At 65.1% G+C, this 23,226-nt stretch carries 22 protein-coding genes; 18 read left to right on the top strand and 4 right to left on the bottom strand.

Annotation, left to right across the window (positions count from 1 at the left end; translation table 11 throughout):
• Positions 1 to 3: 3 nt before the first annotated feature.
• The 12 genes from JOF48_RS13475 (at position 4) to JOF48_RS13530 (ending at position 11,761) form a co-directional block, all read left to right on the top strand.
• A complete protein-coding gene (locus JOF48_RS13475; protein WP_209681487.1) occupies positions 4 to 258 on the top strand; it encodes a hypothetical protein in 255 nt (84 codons plus the stop codon).
• Positions 259 to 349: 91 nt separating this feature from the next.
• Positions 350 to 1,162 carry a F0F1 ATP synthase subunit A gene (atpB, locus tag JOF48_RS13480; protein ID WP_245346541.1) on the top strand — a complete coding sequence of 271 codons (813 nt, stop codon included), beginning with the start codon at positions 350 to 352 and terminating at the stop codon, positions 1,160 to 1,162.
• A gap of 78 nt (positions 1,163 to 1,240) precedes the next feature.
• Positions 1,241 to 1,456, top strand: coding sequence for a F0F1 ATP synthase subunit C (locus tag JOF48_RS13485; RefSeq protein WP_209681488.1), 216 nt, complete (start codon positions 1,241 to 1,243; stop codon positions 1,454 to 1,456).
• Between the two features lie 77 nt (positions 1,457 to 1,533).
• Entirely contained in the window at positions 1,534 to 2,085 is a 552-nt protein-coding gene (locus JOF48_RS13490) for a F0F1 ATP synthase subunit B (RefSeq protein ID WP_209681489.1), read from the top strand.
• The gene (locus JOF48_RS13495; protein ID WP_209681490.1) at positions 2,085 to 2,900 is read left to right on the top strand and encodes a F0F1 ATP synthase subunit delta; all 816 of its coding nucleotides are present in this window, start codon (positions 2,085 to 2,087) and stop codon (positions 2,898 to 2,900) included. The genes JOF48_RS13490 and JOF48_RS13495 overlap by 1 nt, the downstream gene beginning before the upstream one ends.
• Positions 2,901 to 3,012: 112 nt before the next feature.
• Positions 3,013 to 4,650: a F0F1 ATP synthase subunit alpha gene (gene atpA, locus JOF48_RS13500; RefSeq protein WP_209681491.1), complete on the top strand. Its 1,638-nt coding sequence runs from the start codon at positions 3,013 to 3,015 to the stop codon at positions 4,648 to 4,650.
• A gap of 69 nt (positions 4,651 to 4,719) precedes the next feature.
• Entirely contained in the window at positions 4,720 to 5,613 is an 894-nt protein-coding gene (locus tag JOF48_RS13505; protein ID WP_209681492.1) for a F0F1 ATP synthase subunit gamma, read from the top strand.
• A 51-nt stretch (positions 5,614 to 5,664) separates the two neighbouring features.
• Positions 5,665 to 7,122, top strand: a complete 1,458-nt coding sequence (gene atpD / locus JOF48_RS13510) for a F0F1 ATP synthase subunit beta (RefSeq protein ID WP_209681493.1) — start codon at positions 5,665 to 5,667, stop codon at positions 7,120 to 7,122.
• A gap of 2 nt (positions 7,123 to 7,124) precedes the next feature.
• Positions 7,125 to 7,415 (top strand): F0F1 ATP synthase subunit epsilon, encoded by a 291-nt coding sequence (locus tag JOF48_RS13515; RefSeq protein ID WP_203313241.1) that lies wholly within the window; start codon positions 7,125 to 7,127, stop codon positions 7,413 to 7,415.
• A gap of 10 nt (positions 7,416 to 7,425) precedes the next feature.
• The gene (locus JOF48_RS13520) at positions 7,426 to 7,857 is read left to right on the top strand and encodes a DUF2550 domain-containing protein (protein WP_209681495.1); all 432 of its coding nucleotides are present in this window, start codon (positions 7,426 to 7,428) and stop codon (positions 7,855 to 7,857) included.
• Between the two features lie 212 nt (positions 7,858 to 8,069).
• The gene (locus JOF48_RS13525; protein ID WP_209681496.1) at positions 8,070 to 9,308 is read left to right on the top strand and encodes an alpha/beta hydrolase; all 1,239 of its coding nucleotides are present in this window, start codon (positions 8,070 to 8,072) and stop codon (positions 9,306 to 9,308) included.
• A complete protein-coding gene (locus JOF48_RS13530) occupies positions 9,308 to 11,761 on the top strand; it encodes a DUF2156 domain-containing protein (protein ID WP_209681497.1) in 2,454 nt (817 codons plus the stop codon). Before JOF48_RS13525 ends, JOF48_RS13530 begins: the two co-directional genes overlap by 1 nt.
• 113 nt (positions 11,762 to 11,874) lie before the next feature.
• On the opposite strand, the gene JOF48_RS13535 is transcribed toward JOF48_RS13530, so the two are convergent.
• The 3 genes from JOF48_RS13535 to nucS all read right to left on the bottom strand — a co-directional run bounded on the left by JOF48_RS13535 (position 11,875) and on the right by nucS (position 14,282).
• On the bottom strand, positions 11,875 to 12,078 hold the full coding sequence (locus JOF48_RS13535; RefSeq protein ID WP_209681498.1) for a cold-shock protein: 204 nt from the start codon (positions 12,076 to 12,078) through the stop codon (positions 11,875 to 11,877).
• 208 nt (positions 12,079 to 12,286) lie between these two features.
• The gene (locus JOF48_RS13540; RefSeq protein ID WP_209681499.1) at positions 12,287 to 13,531 is read right to left on the bottom strand and encodes an N-acetylglucosamine-6-phosphate deacetylase; all 1,245 of its coding nucleotides are present in this window, start codon (positions 13,529 to 13,531) and stop codon (positions 12,287 to 12,289) included.
• A 55-nt stretch (positions 13,532 to 13,586) separates the two neighbouring features.
• Positions 13,587 to 14,282, bottom strand: coding sequence for an endonuclease NucS (nucS, locus tag JOF48_RS13545; RefSeq protein ID WP_209681500.1), 696 nt, complete (start codon positions 14,280 to 14,282; stop codon positions 13,587 to 13,589).
• A gap of 269 nt (positions 14,283 to 14,551) precedes the next feature.
• Here nucS and JOF48_RS13550 point away from each other — a divergent pair, with 269 nt between their 5' ends.
• The gene (locus tag JOF48_RS13550) at positions 14,552 to 14,884 is read left to right on the top strand and encodes a hypothetical protein (protein ID WP_209681501.1); all 333 of its coding nucleotides are present in this window, start codon (positions 14,552 to 14,554) and stop codon (positions 14,882 to 14,884) included.
• A gap of 10 nt (positions 14,885 to 14,894) precedes the next feature.
• A complete protein-coding gene (locus JOF48_RS13555; protein WP_209681502.1) occupies positions 14,895 to 15,686 on the top strand; it encodes an alpha/beta hydrolase in 792 nt (263 codons plus the stop codon).
• Between the two features lie 110 nt (positions 15,687 to 15,796).
• Here the strand turns inward: JOF48_RS13555 and JOF48_RS13560 are convergent, their stop codons facing one another.
• A complete protein-coding gene (locus JOF48_RS13560) occupies positions 15,797 to 17,044 on the bottom strand; it encodes an AI-2E family transporter (protein ID WP_209684551.1) in 1,248 nt (415 codons plus the stop codon).
• Between the two features lie 432 nt (positions 17,045 to 17,476).
• Here JOF48_RS13560 and JOF48_RS13565 point away from each other — a divergent pair, with 432 nt between their 5' ends.
• The 4 genes from JOF48_RS13565 to JOF48_RS13580 all read left to right on the top strand — a co-directional run bounded on the left by JOF48_RS13565 (position 17,477) and on the right by JOF48_RS13580 (position 23,168).
• Positions 17,477 to 19,582 carry a DUF8094 domain-containing protein gene (locus JOF48_RS13565; RefSeq protein WP_209681503.1) on the top strand — a complete coding sequence of 702 codons (2,106 nt, stop codon included), beginning with the start codon at positions 17,477 to 17,479 and terminating at the stop codon, positions 19,580 to 19,582.
• A gap of 106 nt (positions 19,583 to 19,688) precedes the next feature.
• Entirely contained in the window at positions 19,689 to 20,630 is a 942-nt protein-coding gene (locus JOF48_RS13570) for a tetratricopeptide repeat protein (RefSeq protein ID WP_209681505.1), read from the top strand.
• 181 nt (positions 20,631 to 20,811) lie between these two features.
• The gene (locus JOF48_RS13575; RefSeq protein WP_209681507.1) at positions 20,812 to 21,603 is read left to right on the top strand and encodes an ABC transporter ATP-binding protein; all 792 of its coding nucleotides are present in this window, start codon (positions 20,812 to 20,814) and stop codon (positions 21,601 to 21,603) included.
• Positions 21,585 to 23,168 (top strand): transporter, encoded by a 1,584-nt coding sequence (locus JOF48_RS13580; protein ID WP_209681509.1) that lies wholly within the window; start codon positions 21,585 to 21,587, stop codon positions 23,166 to 23,168. The genes JOF48_RS13575 and JOF48_RS13580 overlap by 19 nt, the downstream gene beginning before the upstream one ends.
• Positions 23,169 to 23,226 lie beyond the last annotated feature (58 nt).

The raw sequence follows: 23,226 nt of genomic DNA on the forward strand, positions 1-23,226 counted from the left end.
ATCATGACGAAAAAAAGCCCCGGACCCGGCAAGCCGGACCACGTGGTGGTTCCGTCGAAGTCCAAGGACGGGAAGCTCGACTATACGTACATTATTGGCGGAATCCTGCTCTGGGGTTTGATAGGGTGGGGACTGGACTTTTTGTTGCATCAGTCATGGATTGTGTTCGCTGCCCTCCCGGTGGGAGCGGTGTGCGGGTACTTTCTGGCCCGGCATCATCAAAGCATGGCTGCTGACGATGATGGCACCCCGCAATGAATCCCACCATCAGACTTTTTCACGGTGCTGACCATCCAGTGATGGACCACCATTTTTGCCCTATGACCGAAACTGCAGAGAGGACAGCGCGTTGAACGCGTTTGCGCTTCCGATGGCCTCGAATGACGGTGGCTTCGTTCCACCAACTATTAGTGACACCCATCTTCCAGACATCATCCAATGGATGGCACCGTATGGCACGGGATTTGGCAAGCAGATGCTGGTGGTCATCCTCTCGGTGATCATCATTGCCTGGTTCTTCAAGGCCGCGATCCGCAACCCGAAACTTGTGCCGGGCAAGACCCAATTCCTCGCTGAAGGCTTCTACAGCTTCGCGCGCAACACCATTGGCCGCGACATCATGGGCGAGAAAAACTTCCGCCCGTGGGTCCCGCTGCTGTTGTCGGTGTTCATGTTTGTGCTGCTGAACAACATTCTTGGTGCCGTTCCCTTTATTCAGCTGCCATCCTTCTCCCACGCAGGCAGTGCCTACGCAATTGCGATGATCATCTACTTTACGTGGATCACGGTCGGCGTGCGGAAGTACGGCCTTCGCTACTTCAAGCTGGCTGTAGTTCCCCCGGGCGTACCCGGGTGGATCCTGCCGCTTTTGGTGCCGTTGGAGATCATCTCAAACTTCATTGTCCGCCCCCTGACGCACTCGCTGCGTTTGATGGCGACGATGCTGGCCGGCCACATGATTGTGATCCTGGCAGGCAGTGGCGCGGAGTACCTCATCACGGAGCAGGACAACATCCTGCTCCAGGCCACCGGCTTTGCAGTCATTGCAGGCTCGGTTGCCATGTACTTCCTCGAACTGCTGATCATGGTCCTGCAGGCGTTTGTCTTCACCCTGCTGACCGCGCTCTACATCCAGGGTGCCCTGGATGCCGACGCGCACTAGCACCACCACAATTTTTCTCGAATAAAAGAATCACCTCACAACCTGCCGGCACAACGCCGGTATCTTGAAAGGAACGAAATGGAACTCCACGGCTCGCTCAACATGATTGGCTACGGCCTGGCAGCTATTGGCTCCGCCATCGGCGTGGGCATGATCTTCGCCGCCTACATCAACGGTGTGGCACGCCAGCCTGAAGCACAGCGCATCCTGCAGCCCATCGCCATGCTTGGCTTCGCTCTTGCAGAAGCACTGGCAATCCTTGGCCTGGTCTTCGCCTTCGTTGTTGGCGTCTAGTCCAAAAGACTTCTCGTCCCGAGTATTCGGGCAACGAATTGTTCATGGACAAATATCAGATTAAGGATAAGTGAGAAATGGTTACCGCAGCAGTAATTCTCGCTAGCGAGGGTGCAAACCCACTGGTACCCAACTGGTGGGAAATTCTAGTCACCGCTGTAGCTTTCGCTGTCCTGCTCTTCGTGGTGACAAAGTTCATCGCACCAACCTTTGAGAAGTCATACACGGACCGTGTAGAAGCCATCGAGGGTGGGATTGAGAAGGCAGAAGAGGCCCAGGCCGAAGCTAACGCCCTCTTGGAGCAGTACAAGGCCCAGCTCATGGACGCCCGCACGGAAGCCAACGGCATCCGTGAGGCCGCCCGTGCAGAGGGTGCCCAGATCCTGGCCGACCTGAAGGAGAAGGCGGCAGAGGAATCTGCACGCATCACCGCCCAGGCCCAGGTCCAGATCGAATCCGAGCGTGTTGCCGCAGTGAACTCCCTCCGCAACGAGGTTGGCACCCTGGCCACATCGCTGGCAAGCAAGATCGTTGGCGAAGCACTCGACGATGACGCGCGTTCCAACCGCGTTGTTGAGCGCTTCCTGGCCGATCTGGAAAACCAGTCGAACGCGGGTGCATCGAAGTAATGGCAGGTGTATCGAGCAAGTCATTGGCAGCGGCCCTGGAGTCGTTGGAACCCAAGCTCGCCACTGCGTCGATCGCATTGGCTGAGGATCTCTTCGCCATCTTGGGGCTGCTTGACAGCAACGCCGGCCTGCGCCGCGCCTTGACCGACCCCACTCGTGAGAGTGCGGACAAGGCAGCATTGGCCGCCACGCTGGTTTCCGGAAAGGTCGGTGCCCCGGCGCAGGAAGTCTTCCTGGAGCTGGTCGCCGCACGATGGAGCACGGCACGTGACCTGGGCGATGCACTGGAAGTCTTGGCAGCAACATCGGCAATCGCGATTGCTGAAGGTCAAGGTGACGGTTCTGCCAACCTGGAGAAGCTGGAAGATGACCTCTTCTCGTTTATCCGAGTTGTTGGGTCCAGTCATGATCTGCAGCGTGCCTTCGACGATCCGCAGGCTTCGGGTGCAGCCAAGGCCGAATTGGCCGGCAGGGTTGCTCCGCAGGCAAGCGAGGTCGCCACGCTGTTGATCCGCCAGGCCGTGAGCGCCCCCCGCGGGCTCAAGCCCACTGCCCTGGTGCAACGTTTCGTGGAATTGGTTGCCAAGCGCCAGCAGCGCTGGATTGCCCAGGTCAGTGTCACCCGTGCGCTGAGCGATGAGCAGTTCACCCGCCTGCAGGCAGGCTTGAACAATCTCTACGGTCGCGAATTGAAGATCAACGTCAACATCGACCCGACATTAGTCGGCGGAATCAAGGTAGTTGTGGGGGCCGAGGTTGTTGACGCAACCGCAGCCACGCGACTGGCCGAACTTCGCCGCCGGTTGGCCGTGTAGGAAACTTCGCGTTTTCTTGACAGCCAGTCCACAACAGACTGAATCAAACACTTAGGCTGCCGCCACACTCTTTGCAGGTGGCAGCCACAACTTAGGAGAGCAGGGACTGCAGATGGCCGACTTGACCATCAATGCCGACGACGTCCGGAATGCCTTGAATGAGTTCGCAGCGTCCTATGAACCGGGCAACGCAGAGCGCGTCGAGGTTGGCCGCGTCACCACGGCAAGTGACGGCATTGCCAAGGTGGAGGGTCTTCCCTCCGTCATGGCCAACGAACTTCTTCGATTTGAAGATGGCACTCTGGGCCTGGCCCAGAACCTGGACACTCGCGAGATCGGTGTGGTCGTCCTGGGCGACTTCGCCGGCATCGCTGAGGGCCAGCAGGTTCACCGCACCGGGGAGATCCTCTCCGTGCCGGTGGGCGACAAATTCCTTGGCCGCGTCGTTGACCCCCTGGGTCAGCCGATTGACGACCTGGGCGAGATCGAGTCCGAAGGCCGCCGTGCCCTGGAACTCCAGGCCCCCGGCGTCACCGAGCGCAAGTCGGTTCACGAACCGCTGCAGACCGGCATGAAGGCCATCGACGCGATGATCCCGATCGGCCGCGGCCAGCGCCAGCTGATCATTGGTGACCGCCAGACCGGCAAGACCGCCCTTGCCGTTGATGCGATCATCAACCAGAAGGCCAACTGGGCTTCCGGAGATGTCAAGAAGCAGGTTCGCTGCGTTTACGTTGCAATCGGCCAGAAGGCATCCACCATTGCTGCAGTCCGCCAGACCCTGGCTGACCACGGTGCACTGGAGTACACCACGATCGTTGCCTCCCCGGCATCCGACCCGGCCGGCTTCAAGTACCTGGCACCCTACGCAGGTTCGGCCATCGGCCAGCACTGGATGTACGGCGGCAAGCACGTTCTGATCGTGTTTGACGACCTCTCCAAGCAGGCTGAAGCCTACCGCGCCGTTTCGCTGCTGCTGCGCCGCCCGCCGGGCCGCGAAGCATACCCCGGCGATGTGTTCTACCTGCACTCCCGCCTGCTGGAACGCTGTGCCAAGCTCTCCGACGAGCTGGGCGCGGGCTCGATGACCGGCCTGCCGATCATCGAAACCAAGGCAAACGACGTCTCGGCCTACATTCCGACCAACGTCATTTCCATCACCGACGGCCAGATCTTCCTGCAGTCTGACCTCTTCAACGCCAACCAGCGCCCCGCAGTGGACGTGGGTGTCTCTGTGTCCCGCGTTGGCGGTGCTGCACAGGTCAAGGCCATGAAGAAGGTCTCCGGTACCTTGAAGCTGGAATTGGCACAGTACCGCGACATGCAGGCATTTGCCATGTTCGCCTCGGACCTGGATGCCGCCTCCAAGCAGCAGCTGACCCGTGGTGCGCGTTTGATGGAGCTGCTCAAGCAGGGCCAGTACGCACCGTTCCCGGTGGAGAACCAGGTTGTCTCAATCTGGATGGGCACCAACGGATACCTGGACAACGTCCCGGTTGAAGATGTCCGTCGCTTCGAAACCGAATTCCTTGAGCACCTGCGCCTGCGCACCTCGGTCCTGACCACCTTGGCCGAGACCAACGTGCTGGAAGATTCAACCGTTGAGGCACTCAAGTCCAACATTGTTGACTTCAAGAAGGGCTTCTTCGGGGAGGGCGACGACCAGCTGGTTGGCGCCGGCCACGAAGAGTTCGATGCGCTTGCCGCCGAGGACGTCGACCAGGAAAAGATCGTTAAGCAGAAACGCTGACATCATCCCTGAATGGTGTGCCGGCCCCGCGGGGCCGGCACACCAAACAAGGATAAGGAAAGGACAAACATGGGAGCCCAGATCCGGGTCTACCGCCAGAAGATCGCCTCGACCACGTCGATGCAAAAGATCTTCAAGGCGATGGAACTGATCGCTACGTCCCGCATTGGAAAGGCACGTACCCGTGTCGCGGCATCACTGCCATACTCCAATGCGATCACCCGTGCCGTTTCTGCCGTTGCGTCCCAGTCCGAGGTCGACCACCCGCTGACAACCGAGCCGGATTCCATCCGCCGGGCGGCAGTACTGGTCATGACTTCCGACCGTGGTCTTGCCGGTTCCTACTCCGCCAGCGTGTTGAAGCAGGCAGAGCACCTTATCGAATTGCTGCACGGAGAAGGAAAAGACGTCACGACCTACCTGGTCGGCCGCAAGGCACAGGCGTACTTTGACTTCCGTGGCCGCGATTACGCCAAGGTATGGACCGGTGGAACCGACGCGCCGGAATTTGAAACTGCACGCGAACTCCGCGAGGCATTGCTGGCCGATTTCGCCACCGACTTTGAAGAGGGCGGCGTGGATGAAATCCACGTTGTATACACCCAGTTCAAGTCGATGGTGGTCCAGGAGCCGACCGTCATTCGACTGCTGCCGCTGGAAGTTGTTGAGGAAGAAGTTGAAACCTCAGCCGACCTGCTGCCGCTGTACGAATTTGAACCGCAGCCTGCGGACGTCCTTGACGCCCTGCTGCCGCGGTACATCGAGTCACGCATCTTCTCAGCACTATTGCAGGCGGCAGCTTCCGAGCTCGCGGCACGCCAGCGGGCCATGAAGTCCGCAGGCGACAACGCCAGCGATCTGATCAAGAAGTACACGCGTCTTCGTAACAACGCCCGCCAGGCCGAGATTACGCAGGAGCTCTCCGAGATTGTTGCGGGCGCCGACGCGCTCAACGCCTCGTAGCAGCCCCGTTCATACTTATTCAATGCCATCTACACAAGTGAAGTGAGAGAGATGACTGCCCAACTCAACGAGCAGGGAACCGCAGCGAAGGCCGGTGCCACCGGCCGCATCGCGCGCGTTATCGGCCCGGTTGTCGACGTCGAATTCCCGGCTGACAGCCTTCCCGCAATTTACAACGCCCTCACCACCGAGATCACTCTCAACGGTGAGACCAAGACCATCACGTTCGAGACCAGCCAGCACCTTGGCGACGGCCTCATCCGCGCCATCTCCCTGCAGGCCACCGACGGACTCGTCCGCGGCACCAGCGTGCAGGACCTGGGCTCACCCATCACCGTGCCCGTGGGCGACGGCGTCAAGGGCCACATCTTCAACGTCCTGGGCGAGCCCCTGGACGTGACGGAATCAGAGCTCAGCTACTCAGAGCGCTGGCCCATCCACCGCAAGCCCCCGGCATTCGCCACCCTCGAAGGCTCCACGGAGATGCTCGAGACTGGCATCAAGTCGATTGACCTTCTGACCCCCTACATCAAGGGTGGAAAGATTGGCCTGTTCGGCGGCGCCGGTGTTGGCAAGACCGTCCTGATCCAGGAAATGATCACCCGTGTTGCCCGCAACTTCGGTGGTACTTCCGTCTTCGCCGGTGTCGGCGAGCGTACCCGTGAGGGCAACGACCTCTGGGTTGAAATGGAAGAGGCAGGCGTCCTCAAGGACACCGCACTCGTCTTCGGCCAGATGGATGAGCCGCCGGGAACGCGTCTTCGCGTAGCCCTGTCGGCGCTGACCATGGCCGAGTACTTCCGCGACGTGCAGAACCAGGACGTGTTGCTCTTCATCGACAACATCTTCCGTTTCACGCAGGCCGGTTCCGAGGTTTCCACGCTGCTGGGCCGCATGCCCTCCGCCGTGGGCTACCAGCCCAACCTTGCCGATGAGATGGGTCTCCTCCAGGAGCGCATCACCTCGACCAAGGGCCACTCGATCACGTCCATGCAGGCCATTTATGTCCCTGCAGATGACTACACCGACCCGGCTCCGGCAACGACGTTCGCTCACTTGGACGCCACCACCGAGCTCTCCCGTGAAATCGCTTCACGTGGTCTGTACCCGGCCATCGATCCGCTGACTTCAACCTCACGCATCCTTGACCCCCAGTACATCGGTCACGATCACTACAACACGGCTGTCCGTGTCAAGCAGATCCTGCAGAAGAACAAGGAACTTCAGGACATCATCGCCATCCTCGGCGTTGACGAACTCTCTGAAGAAGACAAGATCGTCGTGGCACGCGCCCGCCGCATCCAGCAGTTCCTCTCGCAGAACACCTACACTGCCAAGCAGTTCACCGGCGTCGAAGGCTCCACGGTTTCCATCAAGGACACCATCGAAGGCTTCACCGCGATCTGCGACGGCGACGTGGACCACATTGCCGAGCAGGCGTTCTTCAACATCGGCGGCATGGACGATGTTGAGCGCCAGTGGGCCAAGATCCAGGAATCGACGAAGTAAGCATGGCTAACCTCGAAGTTGAAATCGTAGCGGCGGACCACTTTGTGTGGTCCGGTGCGGCGACCCTTGTCAAGGGGTTCACCAGCGAGGGTGAGATCGGCATTCTGCCCGGCCACACCCCGTTGCTCGCGGTTTTGGCGCCGGGCTTGCTGGAGATCGCTCCTGTAGACGGATCCCGCTTCTTTGTTGAAGTGGACGGCGGTTTCTTCTCGGTTGACAGCAACCGCGTTGTGATCGTTGCTGACAATGCGCAGTTGAAAGACAGCGCAGCGTCGGGCGCAGGGATTCGCTAGCAATCAATTGATGAACGATCTCGGCTTTCCGTTCATCGCACTGGCCGCAGTTTTTGGGCTGGTTGTTCTAACACTGTGCCTGTTCGGGGTGCGCCGCATGATGTTGCGGCGCGCCCTGGGCACCGTGGACGCCTCCATTTCCACAGCGGGAAACCGCTGGGCAATGGGGGTTTGCCGTTATCAGGAGTCGGACCTCGAGTGGGTTCGGCTCCTTTCGTTAAGCCCGCTTCCGGCCAAAACCATGAAGCGGACCAAGATTGAGCTCATCGGCCGTCGTGAACCCACCGAGGGCGAGCTCACCCGTGTCCCGCAGGGCTCCGTGATCGTGATGCTCTCCTACGAGGGCCGGGACGTGCTGCTGGCCATGAAGTTCGGCGCCTATGCGGGCCTGTCGTCCTGGCTGGAAGCCGGCCCCCACGGCAGCGTCGGCAGCTGGCGTTGAACCGCCCGCCGGGCCGTCCGGCCGCCATCCAGCCCGTTCACTGCCAGCTCGCAGCCAACGGCGTTAGCATCGCATAGCTCCCGCTCCACAGGGCGGGCGACCCCAGCGAGAACTTGGCGGATGCGTGAACGCAGTATCAGAACTGAGCCTTATCGACGGCCCCCCTTCCCATCGTTTTTTGGGCACTGGGGGCCGCTGCCATCATTTACCTCGTGCTGCGCCGTTCCCGGCGCTGGTGGCTTTTCGCCGCCGCCGCCGCAGCAGCATCCGCGCTGCTTAGCATTGCCGCGTGCTGGGCCGCCATCCATGTGGTCTACCTGTTCGCCGAAGACCTGCCCGCAACCGTCGTCATCAACCTGGCCCTGGTGCTGTGGGTCCTGACGCTGGGATGTGCGACGGCGCTGGGCGGCCTGCGCTGGCGCCGCACCCCCGGCCCTTCCCCGGCACGGCGGATGCTGGCGGTGGTTGCCACGGTGGCGGTGCTGGCAACCGCCGGCGTGCAGGTCAACGCATACTTTGGCGAGTACCCCACGGTGGGGAGCCTGCTCGGCGAGCAGCCCGTCGCCAGCCACCGGCCGCCGCCTGCCCTGCAGCAGCCTGCCAGAAACCGTTTCATGGCCTCGGCGGTGGCGGCAGGGTGGCATGCACCGTCCGGGCTGCCGCAGAACGGCACGCTGCTGGCAGCCCAGATCCCCGGAACTGTGTCGGGATTCCACGGTCGCGACGCCGTGGTGTACCTGCCCCCGGCGTACTATGCGCCCAACCGTCCCGTCCTGCCGGTCCTGGTCCTGGTCAGCGGGCAGCCGGGGTCCCCGGAATCGTGGCTGCGTTCCACCAAGCTGAGCTACGACCTGGATGCCTTCGCCGCAGCCCACGAAGGGTTGGCCCCGATCGTGGTCATCCCCGATCCCAACGGCAGCAACCAAAACAACACCATGTGCATGGACTCCAAGCTGGCCAATGCGGGCACGTACATGGCGCAGGACGTGCCTGCCTGGATCAAGTCCCACCTGGATGCCGACACCAACCCTGCACACTGGGCCATCGGTGGCTTTTCCTACGGGGGCACCTGCAGCGTCCAGATGGTCACGCGGCACCCGGACGTCTATGAGTCGTTCATGGCAATATCCCCCGAGAGGGAGCCCGCACTGGCGGCAAAGCGGTCCGTGACGGTCGACCGGGCGTTCCATGGCGACGGCGCCGCGTTTGTGTCCCAACTGCCGTTGACGCTCATGGCAAAGCATGACTACCCGGCGATTCACGGCTGGTTTGCGGCGGGGAGCCAGGATGCCACGTATTCTGCCAATGTAAGGGTATTGATGAAGGCCGGGGAGAAGGCAGGCATGAGTGTGGAAAGTCAATCGTTTCCGGGAGGCCATTCATGGGCGGTCGCCAATAAGGCGCTGAAACCGGGTCTGAACTTTGTATACGGCCGGCTCGGGCTGATTTGATGCATGCCGTGCTGGGCTGGCTGCGAAGGACACCTTTCGCGCTGGCCATGATGGCAGCAACGGTGGCCGTGCACCTGGTGGCGGTGGGGGTGTTTGGCCGGCTGCCCCGGCACCTCGCCGCAGAGTTTGGCTTCCAGGCGGCAGACCTGTTGGGCGGTCGCTGGTGGAATGCATTCACCACGTTGTTCCTGAGCACCAGCACGGCCTCGATGGTGCTGGGACTTGCCGTGCTGTGCCTGGTCCTGGGCCTGGCGGAGTTCACGGTGGGGACCCTGCGCGCGGCCGGACTTTTCCTCGCAACCCAGCTGTCCGCCGTCGTGCTCTATTCAGTGCTTCTGGGTGTGGGAGGCGCGGCCGGGATCGACTTCCCGGCGGGCATGGAACAGGCAACGCTGCTGGGGCCGTTTGCAGCGTCCGCAGGGGCACTGCTGGTGGCCAGTCCGGCCATCAGCGTGCTGTGGCGCCGGCGCGTGCGGGTCCTGGTGCTGGCAACGGCGCTCATGCTCAGCGTTTATGTCGGGCATGCGCAGCACACGTTCATCCTGCTGGCGGCGGTCGCGGGGCTGCTGCTGGGCATGGCGCTGGTGAAGCCTGTGGGGCACGGGATGGTGGGCCGCTCCACCAGCAGAGAAGTGCGCACCAACCTGGCCATGGTGGTGGCGGTGTTTGCCGTGGGGCCGCTGGCCGCGACGCTGGCGCACGTGCCTGAGGGCCCGCTGGCCGTGCTGCGGCTGTGGATCACCAACCAGGACACGGACCTGCCGCCCGTTCCCAGCCACTGCACTGCGGACCAGGTGGCCGATGTGTGCGACAGGGTGGTCCACAACGTGGGGTTCATGCAGACCGGCAGCCACCTGCTGGCGCTGGTGCCCATGGTGCTGCTCCTGGTGTGCGCCGAGGGCCTGCGCCGCGGCAACCGCCTGGCGCTGTGGGCCGCCGTCTACCTGCACCTGGTCATCGCCGTTGTCTCCGCGTTCTACTTCCAGGTTTTCGCCGGGGTGGGCCTGGCGCTGCGGCGCGGACACCGCCGCCTGAGCATCGATGAATCCGTGTGGGAGCTGCTGCCCGTGGTGCTGGTGCCGGCGCTGATTGCACTGGCGCTCGTGGTGTTCCGGCGGCACTTCCGGGTGGATCCGGACCCGGCACTGCGGCGCCGCTCGCTCGTGTACCTGCCAGTGATCCTGCTGGTGTTTGTGGCCCTGTACACCGCGGCCTGGCTGGCCGAGGGCAACCTGGAGGACAACCCGCTGGGGCTCGTTGCGCTGATCGCCGGCATCCCCCGGATCGTGCTTCCCTACCCGTTCCCGTTTAGTTACTCAGCCAGCGTGTACCCCCACGGTGTGTTTTCAGAACTGCTGTTCAGCTTTGGCGGCCCGGCCCTGTGGCTGGTCAGCGCGCTGGGCATCCTGGCCGTCTTCCTCAGCCGCCACCTCGGCGCCAGCGGCACCGACCGCAACCGGGCCCAGGCCCTTGTGGCCCAGGGCGGGGACTCGCTGTCCTGGATGACGCTGTGGCAGAACAACCGCTATTGGTTTTCCGCCGTCGCGCCGGTGGGCGTGGCCTACCAGGTGCACAACGGCGTGGCCGTCACGGTGGGCGGCCCCATTGGCAGCCAGGCCCTCGCTGCAGAGGCCGTGGACGGCTTCCTGGACTATTGCGCGGAGGAGTCCCTGACGCCGTGCTTCTACTCCGTGAACAGCCTGCCCGCTGAACTGTTGGAAAGCCGCGGTTTCAAGGGCGTGGAGGTGGCGGCTGAGACGCTCCTGGACATTCGCACCATGGAGTTCAAGGGCAAGGACTGGCAAAACGTTCGCACCGCACTGAACAAGGCGGACAAGCTGGGCGTGAGCTGTGTCTGGAGCAGATACGGGGAATTGACCACCAGCCAGCGCACCCAGCTGAATGAGATTTCCGAGGACTGGGTTTCCGGGCAGGCCCTGCCGGAACTGGGCTTTACCTTGGGCGGGGTGGAGGAGCTCAAGGACCCGCAGGTCCAGCTGTGCCTGGCCGTGGATGCCGACGGGAAGGTCCACGCCGCCACGAGCTGGCTGCCTGTCCACGACGGTGGCGAGGTGGTCAGCTGGACATTGGACTTCATGCGCCGCAACTCCGGGGCCTTCAACGGGGTCATGGAATACCTGGTGGCCCAGGCTGTGCGCCATTTCGCGCCGACGGTGGAGTACATTTCACTCTCCGGCTCGCCCCTTGCCGGCAGCGCGGAACTTGAGGGCACGCTGGGACGGATCCTGGCCCTGTTGGCGCGCACGTTGGAACCCGTGTACGGCTTTGCCTCGCTGGCCAACTTCAAGCAGCGTTTCAAGCCGCGGCACCGCCCGTTGTTCCTGATGTACCAGGACCCGCTGTCGCTGCCGGCGATCGGCCGGGCGGTGGGCGAAGCTTACATGCCCAACATGTCAGTGCGGTCCCTGGCCCGCGTGCTCCGGAAACCGTAGTTCGGCCGCGGCCCGGTGCATGCGCAAAACGGCCCCGGCACGAATGCCGGGGCCGTTTTGCAAAAGCCTGTCAAAGCCGTTCCTTGCAGGTGCAGGGCTCGGACTGCGTCTGCCTAGAGCGTGGTGACGCCCGTGGCCTGGGGGCCCTTGGCGCCCTGGCCAATCTCAAACTCAACCCGGGCGTTCTCTTCCAGTGTGCGGAAGCCGCCGGTCTGGATCTCCGAGTAGTGGACAAAAACGTCGCCGTCGGCGGTGTCCGGGGTGATGAAGCCGAAACCCTTTTCAGCGTTGAACCACTTGACGGTTCCCTGTGCCATGTGTGTATCTCCTTGTGGTGAACATCTGTACTGCTGTGTGTATTGCCACCAGCCGCCGCGGCGGGTTGGGGCGCACCCAGCATGACATGGCTCACATGCAAGGTCAACGGAACCGGCCGCGCGTCGGGAAATATTAACCAGTCCTCAGGAAGGCCCGCCGACCCGCACCCGGTGGCGGACGCAGCCCGCCGCCAAACCCCTCCCGGTATTAGTTCAGCCAGGCACCGGCGCGCATGACGCGCTGGGGCTCCAGCCCGGCGTTGACAATGACAAAGTCGGCGCGCAGGCCGCGGCGCAGCGCACCCACCTCGTCCGTCAGCCCCAGCACGCCGGCCGGAACCACGGTCGCGGACTTCAGCGCGTCGGTGAACTTGACCCCGGCTGCAGTGGTCCGGCGCACCACGTCCAGCAGTGTGGCGGTGCCGCCGGCGATCGAGCCCGTGGCGTCCAGCGTGGCTACGCCGTCGGTCACGGTGACCGGGGAGGGGCCGAGCATGTACTGGCCGTCGGCCAGGCCTGCCGCTGCCATGGAGTCGGTCACGAGCAGGATGTTGGAGGCGCCCACCAGTTCAAAGACGGTCAGCACGGTCTGCGGGTCCAGGTGGGTGTTGTCGGCAACCAGCTCAACGGCGGCCGCGCCCGACCTGGCAGCGCGCAGGCATGCGGCGACGGGGCCCGGGGCTCGGTGGTGCATGGGGGGCATGCCGTTGAAAAGGTGCGTGACGGTGGGGCGTCCGGAGACGCCGTCGAATCCGGTGGAGTCCAGCCCGTCGCGGGCCTGCGCGAGCGACTCGGCGGCAGTGGCGGTGTCGCAGTCGGTGTGGCCCACGGAAGGGGTGATGCCGTGGCTGGTGAGCAGGTCAACCAGTTCGTCGGCGCCCGGCAGCTCGGGGGCGTAGGTCATGGTGGCGATCGTGCCGCGGCCGGCTTCGATGAGCGAGGACATCAGCTCAAGGTCGGGGTTCAGCAGGAAGGCAGGGTTCTGGGCGCCGCAGCGGGCGTGGGACAGGAACGGGCCTTCAAGGTGGATGCCTGCCAGCAGGCCCTCGGCCGTCATTCCGGCGTAGATGCCGATCCCCTTGATGAGGTCTTCGGGGGAGGCGGTGACCATGCTGGCAAGCAGCGTGGTGGTGCCTGCCTTGTGCAGGAAGTCCACGGCGGTGCGGGCCGAGGCCTCGTCCGCGCTGGGGAAGTCGCCGCCGTTGCCGCCATGGTTGTGGATGTCCACCAGGCCCGGGATGATCATCTGTCCGGCCGGCAGCGAGATGATGTTGGCCGCGTCCAGGTCCGCGGGGCCAAAGCCGGGCTCGTCAAAGTGGTCGGCACGCCCTGCGTACACGATCCTGTCGCCGTCGATGGCGAGCAGCCCGCCCTCGACGATGCCGCGGTCGGTGACCACGGATCCTTGCAGCAGGTACTTGGCGGGCAGTGGCATGGCGTTGGCATCAGTCATGCCCCCAAGTCTAGTCAGGCCCGGAACCCACAAGTGCAAGGGCGGGTGTGCGTGACTAGAAAAGACGCGAGGCGCTGTCGTCCACTCCGCGCATGGCGTCGTAGTCGAGGGTTTTGCACTCGATGCCGCGGTCGGTGGCGAGCGTCTTGGCCTGCGGCTTGATCTGTTGGGCGGCGAAGATGCCGCGCACGGGCGCCAGCAGCGGGTCCCGGTTGAGCAGCTCAAGGTAGCGGGTGAGCTGTTCGACGCCGTCAATGTCGCCACGGCGCTTGAGCTCGATCGCCACGGTGGCGCCGGCGGCGTCGCGGGCCAGGATGTCCACCGGGCCGATGGCCGTGAAGTACTCGCGCCGGATCAGTGTGAAGCCGTCGCCGAGCAGGTCGATCTGCTCGGCCAGCAGCCGCTGCAGGTCCGCCTCGACGCCGTCCTTGATCAGGCCCGGGTCCACGCCGAGGTCGTGGCTGGTGTCGGAGATGTGCTCATAGATGTTGATGATGAGCCGGTCGTCGGTCTTGCTGGACTGGACGATCCACTGGTCGACCACCCCGTCCTCCAGGTCGGTGTCGTCTGGGCCCACCGTACGCAGCGTGGCGGGCGGGCTCATCCAGTTCAGCGGCTTGTAAGAGCCGCCGTCGGAGTGGACCAGGACGGAGCCGTCGGCCTTGACCAGCAGCAGCCGGACGGCCAGGGGAAGATGGGCTTTGAGGCGTCCGACGTAGTCGACGGAGCACTTGGCAATCACTAAACGCACGGCATCCACTCTAGCGGGTGGAGCGCCGGGCCGTGCCCGCAGGGGCAGATCCGCGACTGCGGCCATCCCTCCGCGGGATGCCGAAGGTAGTGTTTTCCGCCGTGTCCCGGATTGCGGCAGTCCAAGCGTGCTGTTCTGCGCAGAGTTTGCAGGCGGCATGACGCAGAACACTGTAATGCGGCACGCCGCGACCCAACGTTGCGCAGAACAGCACGCTCCAGGCCCTGCCCGGCTTCGCCCGGCCCTGCCTCGTGCGGCACAATGGAGGCATGCCCCGCTCCAACCGCCCCCGCCGCCGCACAGTGCCAGCCAAAGGCCGGCGGCAGGAAAGCGGAGGGGAGGAGCTGGACCTCTCCCGCCTGCGCATGGGCATGCCCACCACCGAATCCGCACCTGACGGCGTGTGGACGGTGCGCACCATCAGCGTCGGAAACGCGCAAAAGGTGTACACCTGCCCCGGCTGCCACCGTTCCGTGCTGCCTGGCGTGGCCCACCTGGTGGTGTGGCGCGAGGATGCCATGTTTGGCGACGAGGCCGCGCTGCGCGAGCGCCGGCACTGGCACAGCAACTGCTGGCGGGGCCGGAGCTACCGGTACAGGTAGGCTGAAGGGCATGGTTTTCGATCCAGCTTCCCTTGCCTATGCCACCGCCGACGCGCCCGTTGACGTCCGCGCCTCCACGATCCTGCCGGCCGTGCGGGAAAACATTGAGCTGCGCACCAGCGACGGGCTCACCCTGGTGGGGGAGCTGGCCCTGCCGGCCGACGGCGACGTGCGCGCCACGCTGATCACCCTCCACCCGCTGCCCACCCACGGCGGCTTCATGGATTCGCACGTGTACAAGAAAGCTTCCTACCGTCTTCCGGCGCTGGCCGGCATTGCGGTGCTGCGCTTCAACACCCGCGGCACCACATCCCCGCGGGGCACCAGCGACGGTGCCTTTGAAGAGGGCATCGGCGAACGGGCAGATGTCGAGGCGGCAGTGCAGTTTGCGGTGGACCGCGGGCTCCCCAACCGCTGGCTGCTGGGCTGGTCCTTCGGCACCGAGCTGGTGCTCAAGTATGGCGCCCTGCCCCCCGTGGCCGACGCCGTTGAAGGTGCCGTCCTGCTCTCGCCCCCGCTGCACCGTGCCGTGGACGCCGACCTCGATGCCTGGGCTGCGTACGGGAAGCCGCTGACGGTGTTGGTTCCCGAGTTTGACGACTACCTCCAGCCGCCCGCCGCCGCCGAGCGCTTCGCCCGCGTTCCGCAGGCCAAGCTTGTGGCCGTGGACGGCGCCAAGCACCTGTGGGTGGGGGAGAAGTACGCCTCCCGCGCCCTGGACGAAATTGCTTCCACAGTGTTGGGCGGGGCCGTCGCGCTGCCCGCCCAGTGGCACGGCCCCGTGGGCACCTTGCCCGCGTAGGCGCCTCTAAAAAAGTACGACGGCGGGAGCCCACCTTTGGCACAAAAGGTGGGCTCCCGCCGTCGTACTGGGGAAGGCGTGGGAGGGCCTGGCGGCGTGGGCGGGTGCGCCTAGTTTTGGTCCTGCCGGGCGATGAAGACTTCCTTGACCAGGAGCATGATGGCGGCGGCGGTGGGGATGGCGATGAGTGCCCCAAGGACACCCAGCAGGCTGCCGCCGGCGATCACCGAGATCACGGCCACGGCGCCCGGGACGGCCACGGCCTTTTGCATGATGCGCGGGGAGATGAAGTACGCCTCGAACTGGAGGTAGGCGAAGTAGCAGATGGCGTAGATGACGGCCGTCTGCCAGCCGCCGGTCAGGCTGACCGCTATGACCACGATGGCCGCAATCATGCCGCCCACCAGCGGGATAAAGGCGAGCAGGGCCACCACGAAGGCCAGCAGGACGCTGAACGGGACGTTCAGGATGCTCATGATGATGAAGGCGAAGGTGGCGTTGAGGAAGGCCACGCAGACCTGCCCGATCACGTAGTTGCCCACTCCCCGGGTGATTTCCTCGCTGAGCTCCTCGACCCGTTCGCGGCGTGACCGGGGCGCCAGCCGGTAGGCCCACTTTTTAATGGCAGGCAGTGAGGCCAGGAAGTACAGGCTCAGCACCAGCACAATCAGGGTGCCGAACAGCCCGTTGGCGATGGTGCTGCCCACGCCCAGCACGCCGCCAAAGATGCCGCCCAGGGCCTGGGCGTCCTGGAAGAACTTGGCCACCTGTTCGTTGATGGTGTCCAGCACGTGGTACTCCACATCCAGCTGGCGGAAGAAGTCCGAGTCCAGGAAGTCCCGGATCCAGATGGGGGCCCGGACCACCAGCTGGGTGGTCTGCTCAACGATGGTGGGGATGAGCGTGGCGAAGAAGATCGCCACCAGGCCGAGCATTGCCAGCAGCACCAAGACGATGCCCAGCGGGCGGGGAACCTTTCGCTTCTCCAGCCACCGCACCACCGGATCCAGCCCCAGGGCGATGAACATGGCCGTGACAATCCACAGCAGGAGCGACTGGGTGTTGGCCAGCATGTAGCTGAAGGCCAGGGCAATGCCCACACCGACAGTCCCCATGAAGCCGAAATAGATGGGATGGCGCAGGATGCTGCTGGTGCCGGATTCGTGGGCCGGGGCCGGGGCCGGCGGCTGGTGGCCGGAGCCTTCCTCCGGCACCACGGGCAGGTCGAAGCGCACCCGCGGCTGGGCTCCCGGAATGGGCTGGCTGACTTTCTTGAGCAGCCAGGTGGGGAACGCCTTGGACTTCCTGACCACCCCGCGCCGTTGGGCTGCAGCGGCGGCCACGGGGGCGGCGGCCACCGGTGCTGCCGTGGGAGGGTCTTGCCGTGGATCCGCCGTTGCGCCCGGCTGCTGCCGGCGGGCTTCCTGGGCATCACCGTCCTGCGGCGCGCCGCCGGAAGCCCCGGCCACAGCGGCAGGCGGGACTTTTTCGCCGTCGTGCACGGCATCCTGCGCGGACTCCGGGGCGGGGCGGTCCTGGGGTTCGGGGGCGGGCCCGCTGGTGTCGGGGGAGGAACTCACTGTCTGGTGCCTTTGGATCGGGGCCGCACTGCAAGGAATCCGGCCGGAGCTCAACTATTTCTCGAGAGTACCAGCGCAGGGTGAGCACGATCACGAACCGCGGCCTTCGCGAACGTGAGAAATGTCAAAGACGTGTGACCTATTGATAACGGTTCGGTTACTCTTGAAACTAACGATCACTGCAGTGTTCAACCAATGTTAGGTATTTTCTTGCGTTCAAAAATTGCAATCGTCCTGGCGGTGCTGGGTCTCGTGGTGCTGGGACTGGGCATTGGGCAGCGGACCATCTGGCAGCCTCCTGCCTCACTGACGGCCAGCGCGCCGGCGGCGCTTTCACCCACCCCGCTGACTGTCATCAGCCCTGAGCTGCTCAAGACCCGCGACGGCAAGTTCACCTTGACCATCAAGGGCGAGGGTGTCATCCAGTTGGCCGTTGCACGCGAGCGCGACATCAACGGGTGGGTCGGCGATGCCGCACACACCACCATTGGCGCTGCAAATGAGGAGTTCACCGCGCTGGCCGCCCAGAGCGACAAGGGCGCCGCGGAGGTGCCTAACCCGGCTGGCTCCGACATGTGGGTCTCCGAGGAAAAGGCCACCGGCGAGCTCAACTACACCTGGCAGGCGCCGGGCCACGGGGACTGGGCCCTGCTGCTCTCCTCCGACGGCAAGGCTCCTGCCCCCACCAACATCTCCATCACCGTGGAGAATGAGGTCGGCACCCCCTGGGCCGTCCCGCTGATGGTGGCCGGCTCGGCCCTGCTGGCGCTGGCCGCGCTGCTGTTCTTCATGGTGCCGCGCAAGCCGAAGCCGACGGCGGCGCCCGCTGCCGCAGTGCCCGGCCGCCGCGCCGCCGGCCGCGTACCCAACGACCCCGAAACCGGCGCCCTTGAGGTGGCCCGAATCCTGGCCGCCCGGGACAAGGCCAACGCCGCTGCCGCCCCGGCCACGATCGCCGAGCAGCAGCGCCGCACCGGCGCCACACCCGCTCCCGTGTCCGACGGCGGTGCAGGCGCGGCCCCCGCGGCCCCCGCCGGTGATGCCGCCTCGGCACTGCCCCGGACCCTGCAGGGCCCGGCAGACGATGCCGCCCCCGTGGAGGAGCAGCCCGCCAAGGACAACGATGACGACCACGACGGTCCCGCCGGTCCCGGCACCGGCGGCGGCACCCGATACCGCCGCCCGGGCGGGTCCGACGGCTCCAGCCGCCGCGAAAACCGAAAGCGCTGGGACGACGGGCGGTCCATGAGCGTGAAGGCGCGTTGGGGCGCCGCGCTGGCAGCCGTGCTCCTGGCCGGCAGCATCAGCCCGGCCATGGCTGAGGAGACCACCCCCGCCCCGGACCCCGCAGCCAGCACTGCCCCGGCATCCGATGCCGCCACGCCGGCCGCGGACCCCAGCGCCACGCCGTCGGCCAGCCCCGCCCCGGAAGCGGCCGCCGCCGGCTTCCCCAACCTTCTGGCCAGCCAGGTCGAACGCATCGCCGCGGCCGTGGCCACCACCGTGGGTTCCGGGGACAACTCCCGCAACGCCAAGGACCTCGAACCGCGCGTGGCCGGCATGGCGCTGCAAATGCGCACGGCCAACTACCAGGTGCGCGCCTCGGTGGAGAGCGAGCCGGCCCCGGAGCCGGTCAACGCAACGAAGCTGCTGTCCCAGGTTGTGTCCACCAAGGCCGACTGGCCCCGCTCGGCAATGCTTGTCACAAAGGGCGCCAACAACGAGCTGCCGCAGCTGCTCACCCTGGTCCAGGCCAACCCCCGCGAGAGCTACAAGCTGGTCCAGGCCACACCGCTGCTGCCCGGCCAGACGTTCCCCAAGGTTGACAAGGAAGGCACATCCGAGGTGAAGATCGACTCGGGCGACGGGCTGCTCATGCCACCGGATTCAGCCATCGCCGCACTGAGCGATCGCCTGACCAAGCCGGACAGCCAGTACATTGACACGTTCAAGGACAACCTCTACATCACCAGTGTCCAGGACCTGCAGAAGCAGATCGCGGACAACGCCAAGGATGCCGACTACGTCTTCAGCCACACGGGCGACCTCGACTCGGTGGTGTCCCTGCGCACGGCCGACGGCGGTGCCATGGTTGTGGTGGGCTACACCTTCGGCATTGACGCCACCAGCAAGGCTGACGCCACGCTGACCGTGGGCGACGACGCCGCCGTGTTCACGGGCGGAAAGGAAACCACCAAGGGGTTCAACCTCAGCTATGCCGAACCGGTTGTCATCTACATCCCGCCGGCCGGCGGCGACACCCAGCTGAATGTGATTTCGGCCAACCGTGCGCTGGTTGGCGGGTCCTTCAAGTAGCAGCCGACAGGGCGGGCGCCACAGGGTGCCCGCCCTTTCGCAAGCCAAGTTTCACCCGTGGCGAGAACTGCAGACCGCCCCGGGCCCAGCGAGTTAGAGTGAGTCAATGAGCCAAAATAGCCCACTTCCTGCCAACGGCACGCCCGGGATCAACCTGCGTGGCGCCGTCGACCTTTCAGCCTTGAAGACCCGGGCCGCGGCGGCCGCATCCGGGGCCCCCGCCGGCGGTTCGCCGTTCGCGGTCGACGTCAATGAGCAGAGTTTCCAGGAATTTGTCCAGCTGTCCCAAAAGGTGCCCGTTGTGGTTTCGCTGGGGTCCGGCCGCTCGCACCAGTCGGCGCAGCTGAACCTGGTGCTGGAAAAGCTCATGAACGACAACGGCGGCAAGATTGCCCTGGGCCGCGTGGATGTTGACTCCAGCCCGCAGATTGCCCAGGCATTCGGCATCACCGCCGTCCCCACCGTCATCGCGCTGATCAACGGCCAGCCGGTGCCCATGTTTGAAGGCGAGCTGCCCGAGGCCCAGATTCAGGAGTTCCTGACCGAACTGCTCAAGGTGGCTGCCAGCAACGGCGTCACGGGTTCGCTGGGCGGGGACGCGGCGCAGGCCCCCGAGGAGCCGCCGCTGCCGCCGCTGCACCAGGCGGCCCGGGACGCGATCGACGCCGGCGACCTGGCCCTCGCGCAGGCCAGCTACGAAAAGGCCCTGGCCGAAATGCCGGCCGATGCGGCGGCCAAGATCGGCCTGGCCCAGGTGCACCTGATGCGCCGGGCCGCGGAGATCAATGTGGTCCAGGCCGAGGAGTTCCGGGCCCGTGCGGCCGGGGACCAGGACGACCTGGAAGCCGCGCTTGCGGTGGCGGACCTCGACGTCACCGGGGGCCACGTGGAGGACGCGCTGGCCCGGCTGGTCGCCTACATAGGCACCCACTTTGGGCCCGAGCGCGACGAGGTGCGCGTCCGGCTGCTCGAGCTGTACGACGTCGTCGGGGTCAGCGACCCCCGCGTCTCCGCTTCCCGCCAGGCACTGGCCCGCGCCCTGTTCTAGGCACGTCCGCGTGCCCGCAGGCGTGGCCCCCAAATGCGTCATTTGGGGGCCATTTCTGTTTCCCGGCGGCAAGCGCAGCCGCCCGGTCGCACCGCGGTGAAGGGCAGAAAGGGCCGCCAGGCAGGCAAAGTCATCCTTTGGGATAAGTCACAGCTGGCTCTCAGATTGTTAGTCTGGCAGCATGACTAACCCTATTGCGCCCTCGTCCGGCGGGGCACGGCCGCCGGCCCTGTCCATCCGTGGAATCGCCAAGCGCTTTGGCGAGAAGATCGCCGTCGACAACATCTACCTGGACGTCCCCGCTGGTTCCTTTTATGGTCTCGTGGGGCCCAACGGGGCCGGCAAGACCACCTCCCTTTCCATGGCCACGGGCCTGCTCCGTCCGGATGCCGGGCAGGTGTTTGTCCAGGGCGTGGATGTGTGGGCCCAGCCCCTGGAGGCCAAGAAGCTCATGGGCCTGCTGCCCGACGGCGTGCGCCTGTTCGACCGCCTCAGCGGCGAGCAGCTGGTGACGTATGCCGGCCTTCTGCGCGGCATGGACAAGGACACGGTGGCGGAGCGGGTCAAGGACCTGCTGGCTGCACTGGACCTGACCAAGGATGCCGGCACCCTCGTGGTGGACTACTCCGCGGGCATGACCAAGAAGATCGCCCTGGCGGCGGCACTGATCCATGCGCCCAGCCTTCTGGTGCTGGATGAACCGTTTGAGTCCGTTGACCCGGTTTCCGCGGCAAACATTCGCGACATCCTCCACGACTACGTCAACTCCGGCGGCACCGTCATCGTCTCCAGCCATGTCATGGACCTGGTCCAGCGCATGTGCGACCATGTGGCCGTCATTGCCGCCGGCCGCGTCCTGGCAGCCGGCACGGTGGATGAAGTCCGCGGCGAAATGAGCCTGGAAGACAAGTTCGTGGAACTCGTCGGCGGCCGGAACCAGACAGCGGGGTTGCAGTGGTTGCGCACCTCCTAAAACTTAAGATCGACCTGCTGCGCAACTCCATCAAGCGCACACCGTGGCAGCTGGTGGGACTGATCCTCGGGGGCCTGTACGGCCTGGGCATGCTGGTCATGATCCTTGTGGGCCTGGCCGCACTGGGGGCCGCCGACACCGAGCTGATCGGCACCATCCTGGTCCTGGCCGGGGCCGCCCTGTTTGTGGGCTGGCTTGTCATCCCCGTGGTGCTTTCCGGCCTGGACATGACCCTGGACCCGGCCCGGTTCACCACCTACGCCATCCCCATGCGGAGCCTCCTGGCCGGCCTGGCGCTCTCCAGCTTCATTGGCATCCCCGGGCTCATCACCCTGGTCGCCGCCATGGGCACCGCCGCCGCCTACTGGAGGCACCCCGTCGCGGCGGCTGCCGCACTGGTCTGCGGCGCCCTGGCGGCACTGACCTGCGTCGTGGCGTCCCGGGCCATCACCGCAGCAAGCACCAGCCTCGCCTCCTCGCGCCGCTTCAAGGACGTCAGCGGGATCGTCATGCTCGTGCCGCTGATGCTGCTTGGCCCCATCATGGCCGGCATCACCACGGGACTGAACGACTTTTCCTCCTACCTGCCGAAGCTGGCCAACACCCTGTCGTGGACGCCGCTCGGCGCCGTCTGGGCTGTTCCGGCCGACATCGCCCGCGGTGCCTTCGGCCCGGCGGCCTTGAAGTTCCTGATCGCGCTGGCAACCCTCGCGGTGCTGGCATGGATCTGGAAGGTGTGCCTGGCCAAGGCCCTGGTCACCCCCGCCTACGGCGGCAGCACCAGCCGCAGTGCGGGCAAGATGGGCTTCTTTGGCGTGTTCCCGCAGACCCCGGCCGGGGCCGTCGCGGCCCGCTGCCTCACGTACTGGTTCCGGGACCCCCGCTACAGTGCGGGCCTGATCATTGCACCGCTTTTGCCCCTGGTCCTGGTATTTGCCGCATCGCAGGCCGGCGGTCTCGCCTCGATGGGGCTCATCCTCGGCTATGGAGGGGCGTTCGCCGCGTTCCTGGTGGCCTGGAGCATCTCATCGGACATCTCGTACGACAACACGGCCTTCGCACTGCATCTGGCCACGGGCCTTTCGGGCCGCGACGACAGGACCGGACGTGTCATGGCAGCCGCCGTGCTGGCCCTTCCGCTGGGCCTGCTGTTCACCCTTGCCGGGGCCATTGCGTCCGGGGACTGGGCCGCCTACCCGGGCATGCTGGGACTCATGCTGGCCGCAACAGGCGCTGGACTGGGACTGGCCAGCGTCTTCTCTGCCCAGTTCACCATGAACGTGCCGCTGCCGGGGGAGAGCCCCATGAAGGCGAAACCGGGCAACAGCTTCTTCGCCACACTGGTGCAGATGGGCGGGTTCTTCGGCGCGGCTGTCCTTGCGGCGCCCGTGGCTGTGTTCCTGGTCATTGACCTGGTCCAGGGCCAGACGGCGTTTGCCTGGGCGGCCTGCGCTGTGGGTGCCGTATTGGCAGTGGTGTACGTGCTGGTGGGCATCAAGGTGGGTGCTGCGCTTTATAACAAGCGCGCCCCTGAATTGTTGCTTGCCGTTTCTGTGGACCGGTGACATCTCGATAGTCTTAGGGCTGGACCAAATCAAGGCACGGCAGAAAGCCACGAAAGGA

The sequence above is a fragment of the Arthrobacter stackebrandtii genome, from assembly GCF_017876675.1.
Taxonomy (GTDB): domain Bacteria; phylum Actinomycetota; class Actinomycetes; order Actinomycetales; family Micrococcaceae; genus Specibacter; species Specibacter stackebrandtii.

Bases quoted from the DNA above. Each gene is read 5' to 3' on its own strand.
- JOF48_RS13475 (WP_209681487.1), top strand. From the start codon at position 4: ATGACGAAAAAAAGCCCCGGACCCGGCAAGCCGGACCACGTGGTGGTT.
- JOF48_RS13485 (WP_209681488.1), top strand. From the start codon at position 1,241: ATGGAACTCCACGGCTCGCTCAACATGATTGGCTACGGCCTGGCAGCT.
- JOF48_RS13490 (WP_209681489.1), top strand. From the start codon at position 1,534: ATGGTTACCGCAGCAGTAATTCTCGCTAGCGAGGGTGCAAACCCACTG.
- JOF48_RS13495 (WP_209681490.1), top strand. From the start codon at position 2,085: ATGGCAGGTGTATCGAGCAAGTCATTGGCAGCGGCCCTGGAGTCGTTG.
- atpA (WP_209681491.1), top strand. From the start codon at position 3,013: ATGGCCGACTTGACCATCAATGCCGACGACGTCCGGAATGCCTTGAAT.
- JOF48_RS13505 (WP_209681492.1), top strand. From the start codon at position 4,720: ATGGGAGCCCAGATCCGGGTCTACCGCCAGAAGATCGCCTCGACCACG.
- atpD (WP_209681493.1), top strand. From the start codon at position 5,665: ATGACTGCCCAACTCAACGAGCAGGGAACCGCAGCGAAGGCCGGTGCC.
- JOF48_RS13515 (WP_203313241.1), top strand. From the start codon at position 7,125: ATGGCTAACCTCGAAGTTGAAATCGTAGCGGCGGACCACTTTGTGTGG.
- JOF48_RS13520 (WP_209681495.1), top strand. From the start codon at position 7,426: ATGAACGATCTCGGCTTTCCGTTCATCGCACTGGCCGCAGTTTTTGGG.
- JOF48_RS13530 (WP_209681497.1), top strand. From the start codon at position 9,308: ATGCATGCCGTGCTGGGCTGGCTGCGAAGGACACCTTTCGCGCTGGCC.
- JOF48_RS13535 (WP_209681498.1), bottom strand. From the start codon at position 12,078: ATGGCACAGGGAACCGTCAAGTGGTTCAACGCTGAAAAGGGTTTCGGC.
- JOF48_RS13540 (WP_209681499.1), bottom strand. From the start codon at position 13,531: ATGACTGATGCCAACGCCATGCCACTGCCCGCCAAGTACCTGCTGCAA.
- JOF48_RS13550 (WP_209681501.1), top strand. From the start codon at position 14,552: ATGCCCCGCTCCAACCGCCCCCGCCGCCGCACAGTGCCAGCCAAAGGC.
- JOF48_RS13555 (WP_209681502.1), top strand. From the start codon at position 14,895: ATGGTTTTCGATCCAGCTTCCCTTGCCTATGCCACCGCCGACGCGCCC.
- JOF48_RS13570 (WP_209681505.1), top strand. From the start codon at position 19,689: ATGAGCCAAAATAGCCCACTTCCTGCCAACGGCACGCCCGGGATCAAC.
- JOF48_RS13575 (WP_209681507.1), top strand. From the start codon at position 20,812: ATGACTAACCCTATTGCGCCCTCGTCCGGCGGGGCACGGCCGCCGGCC.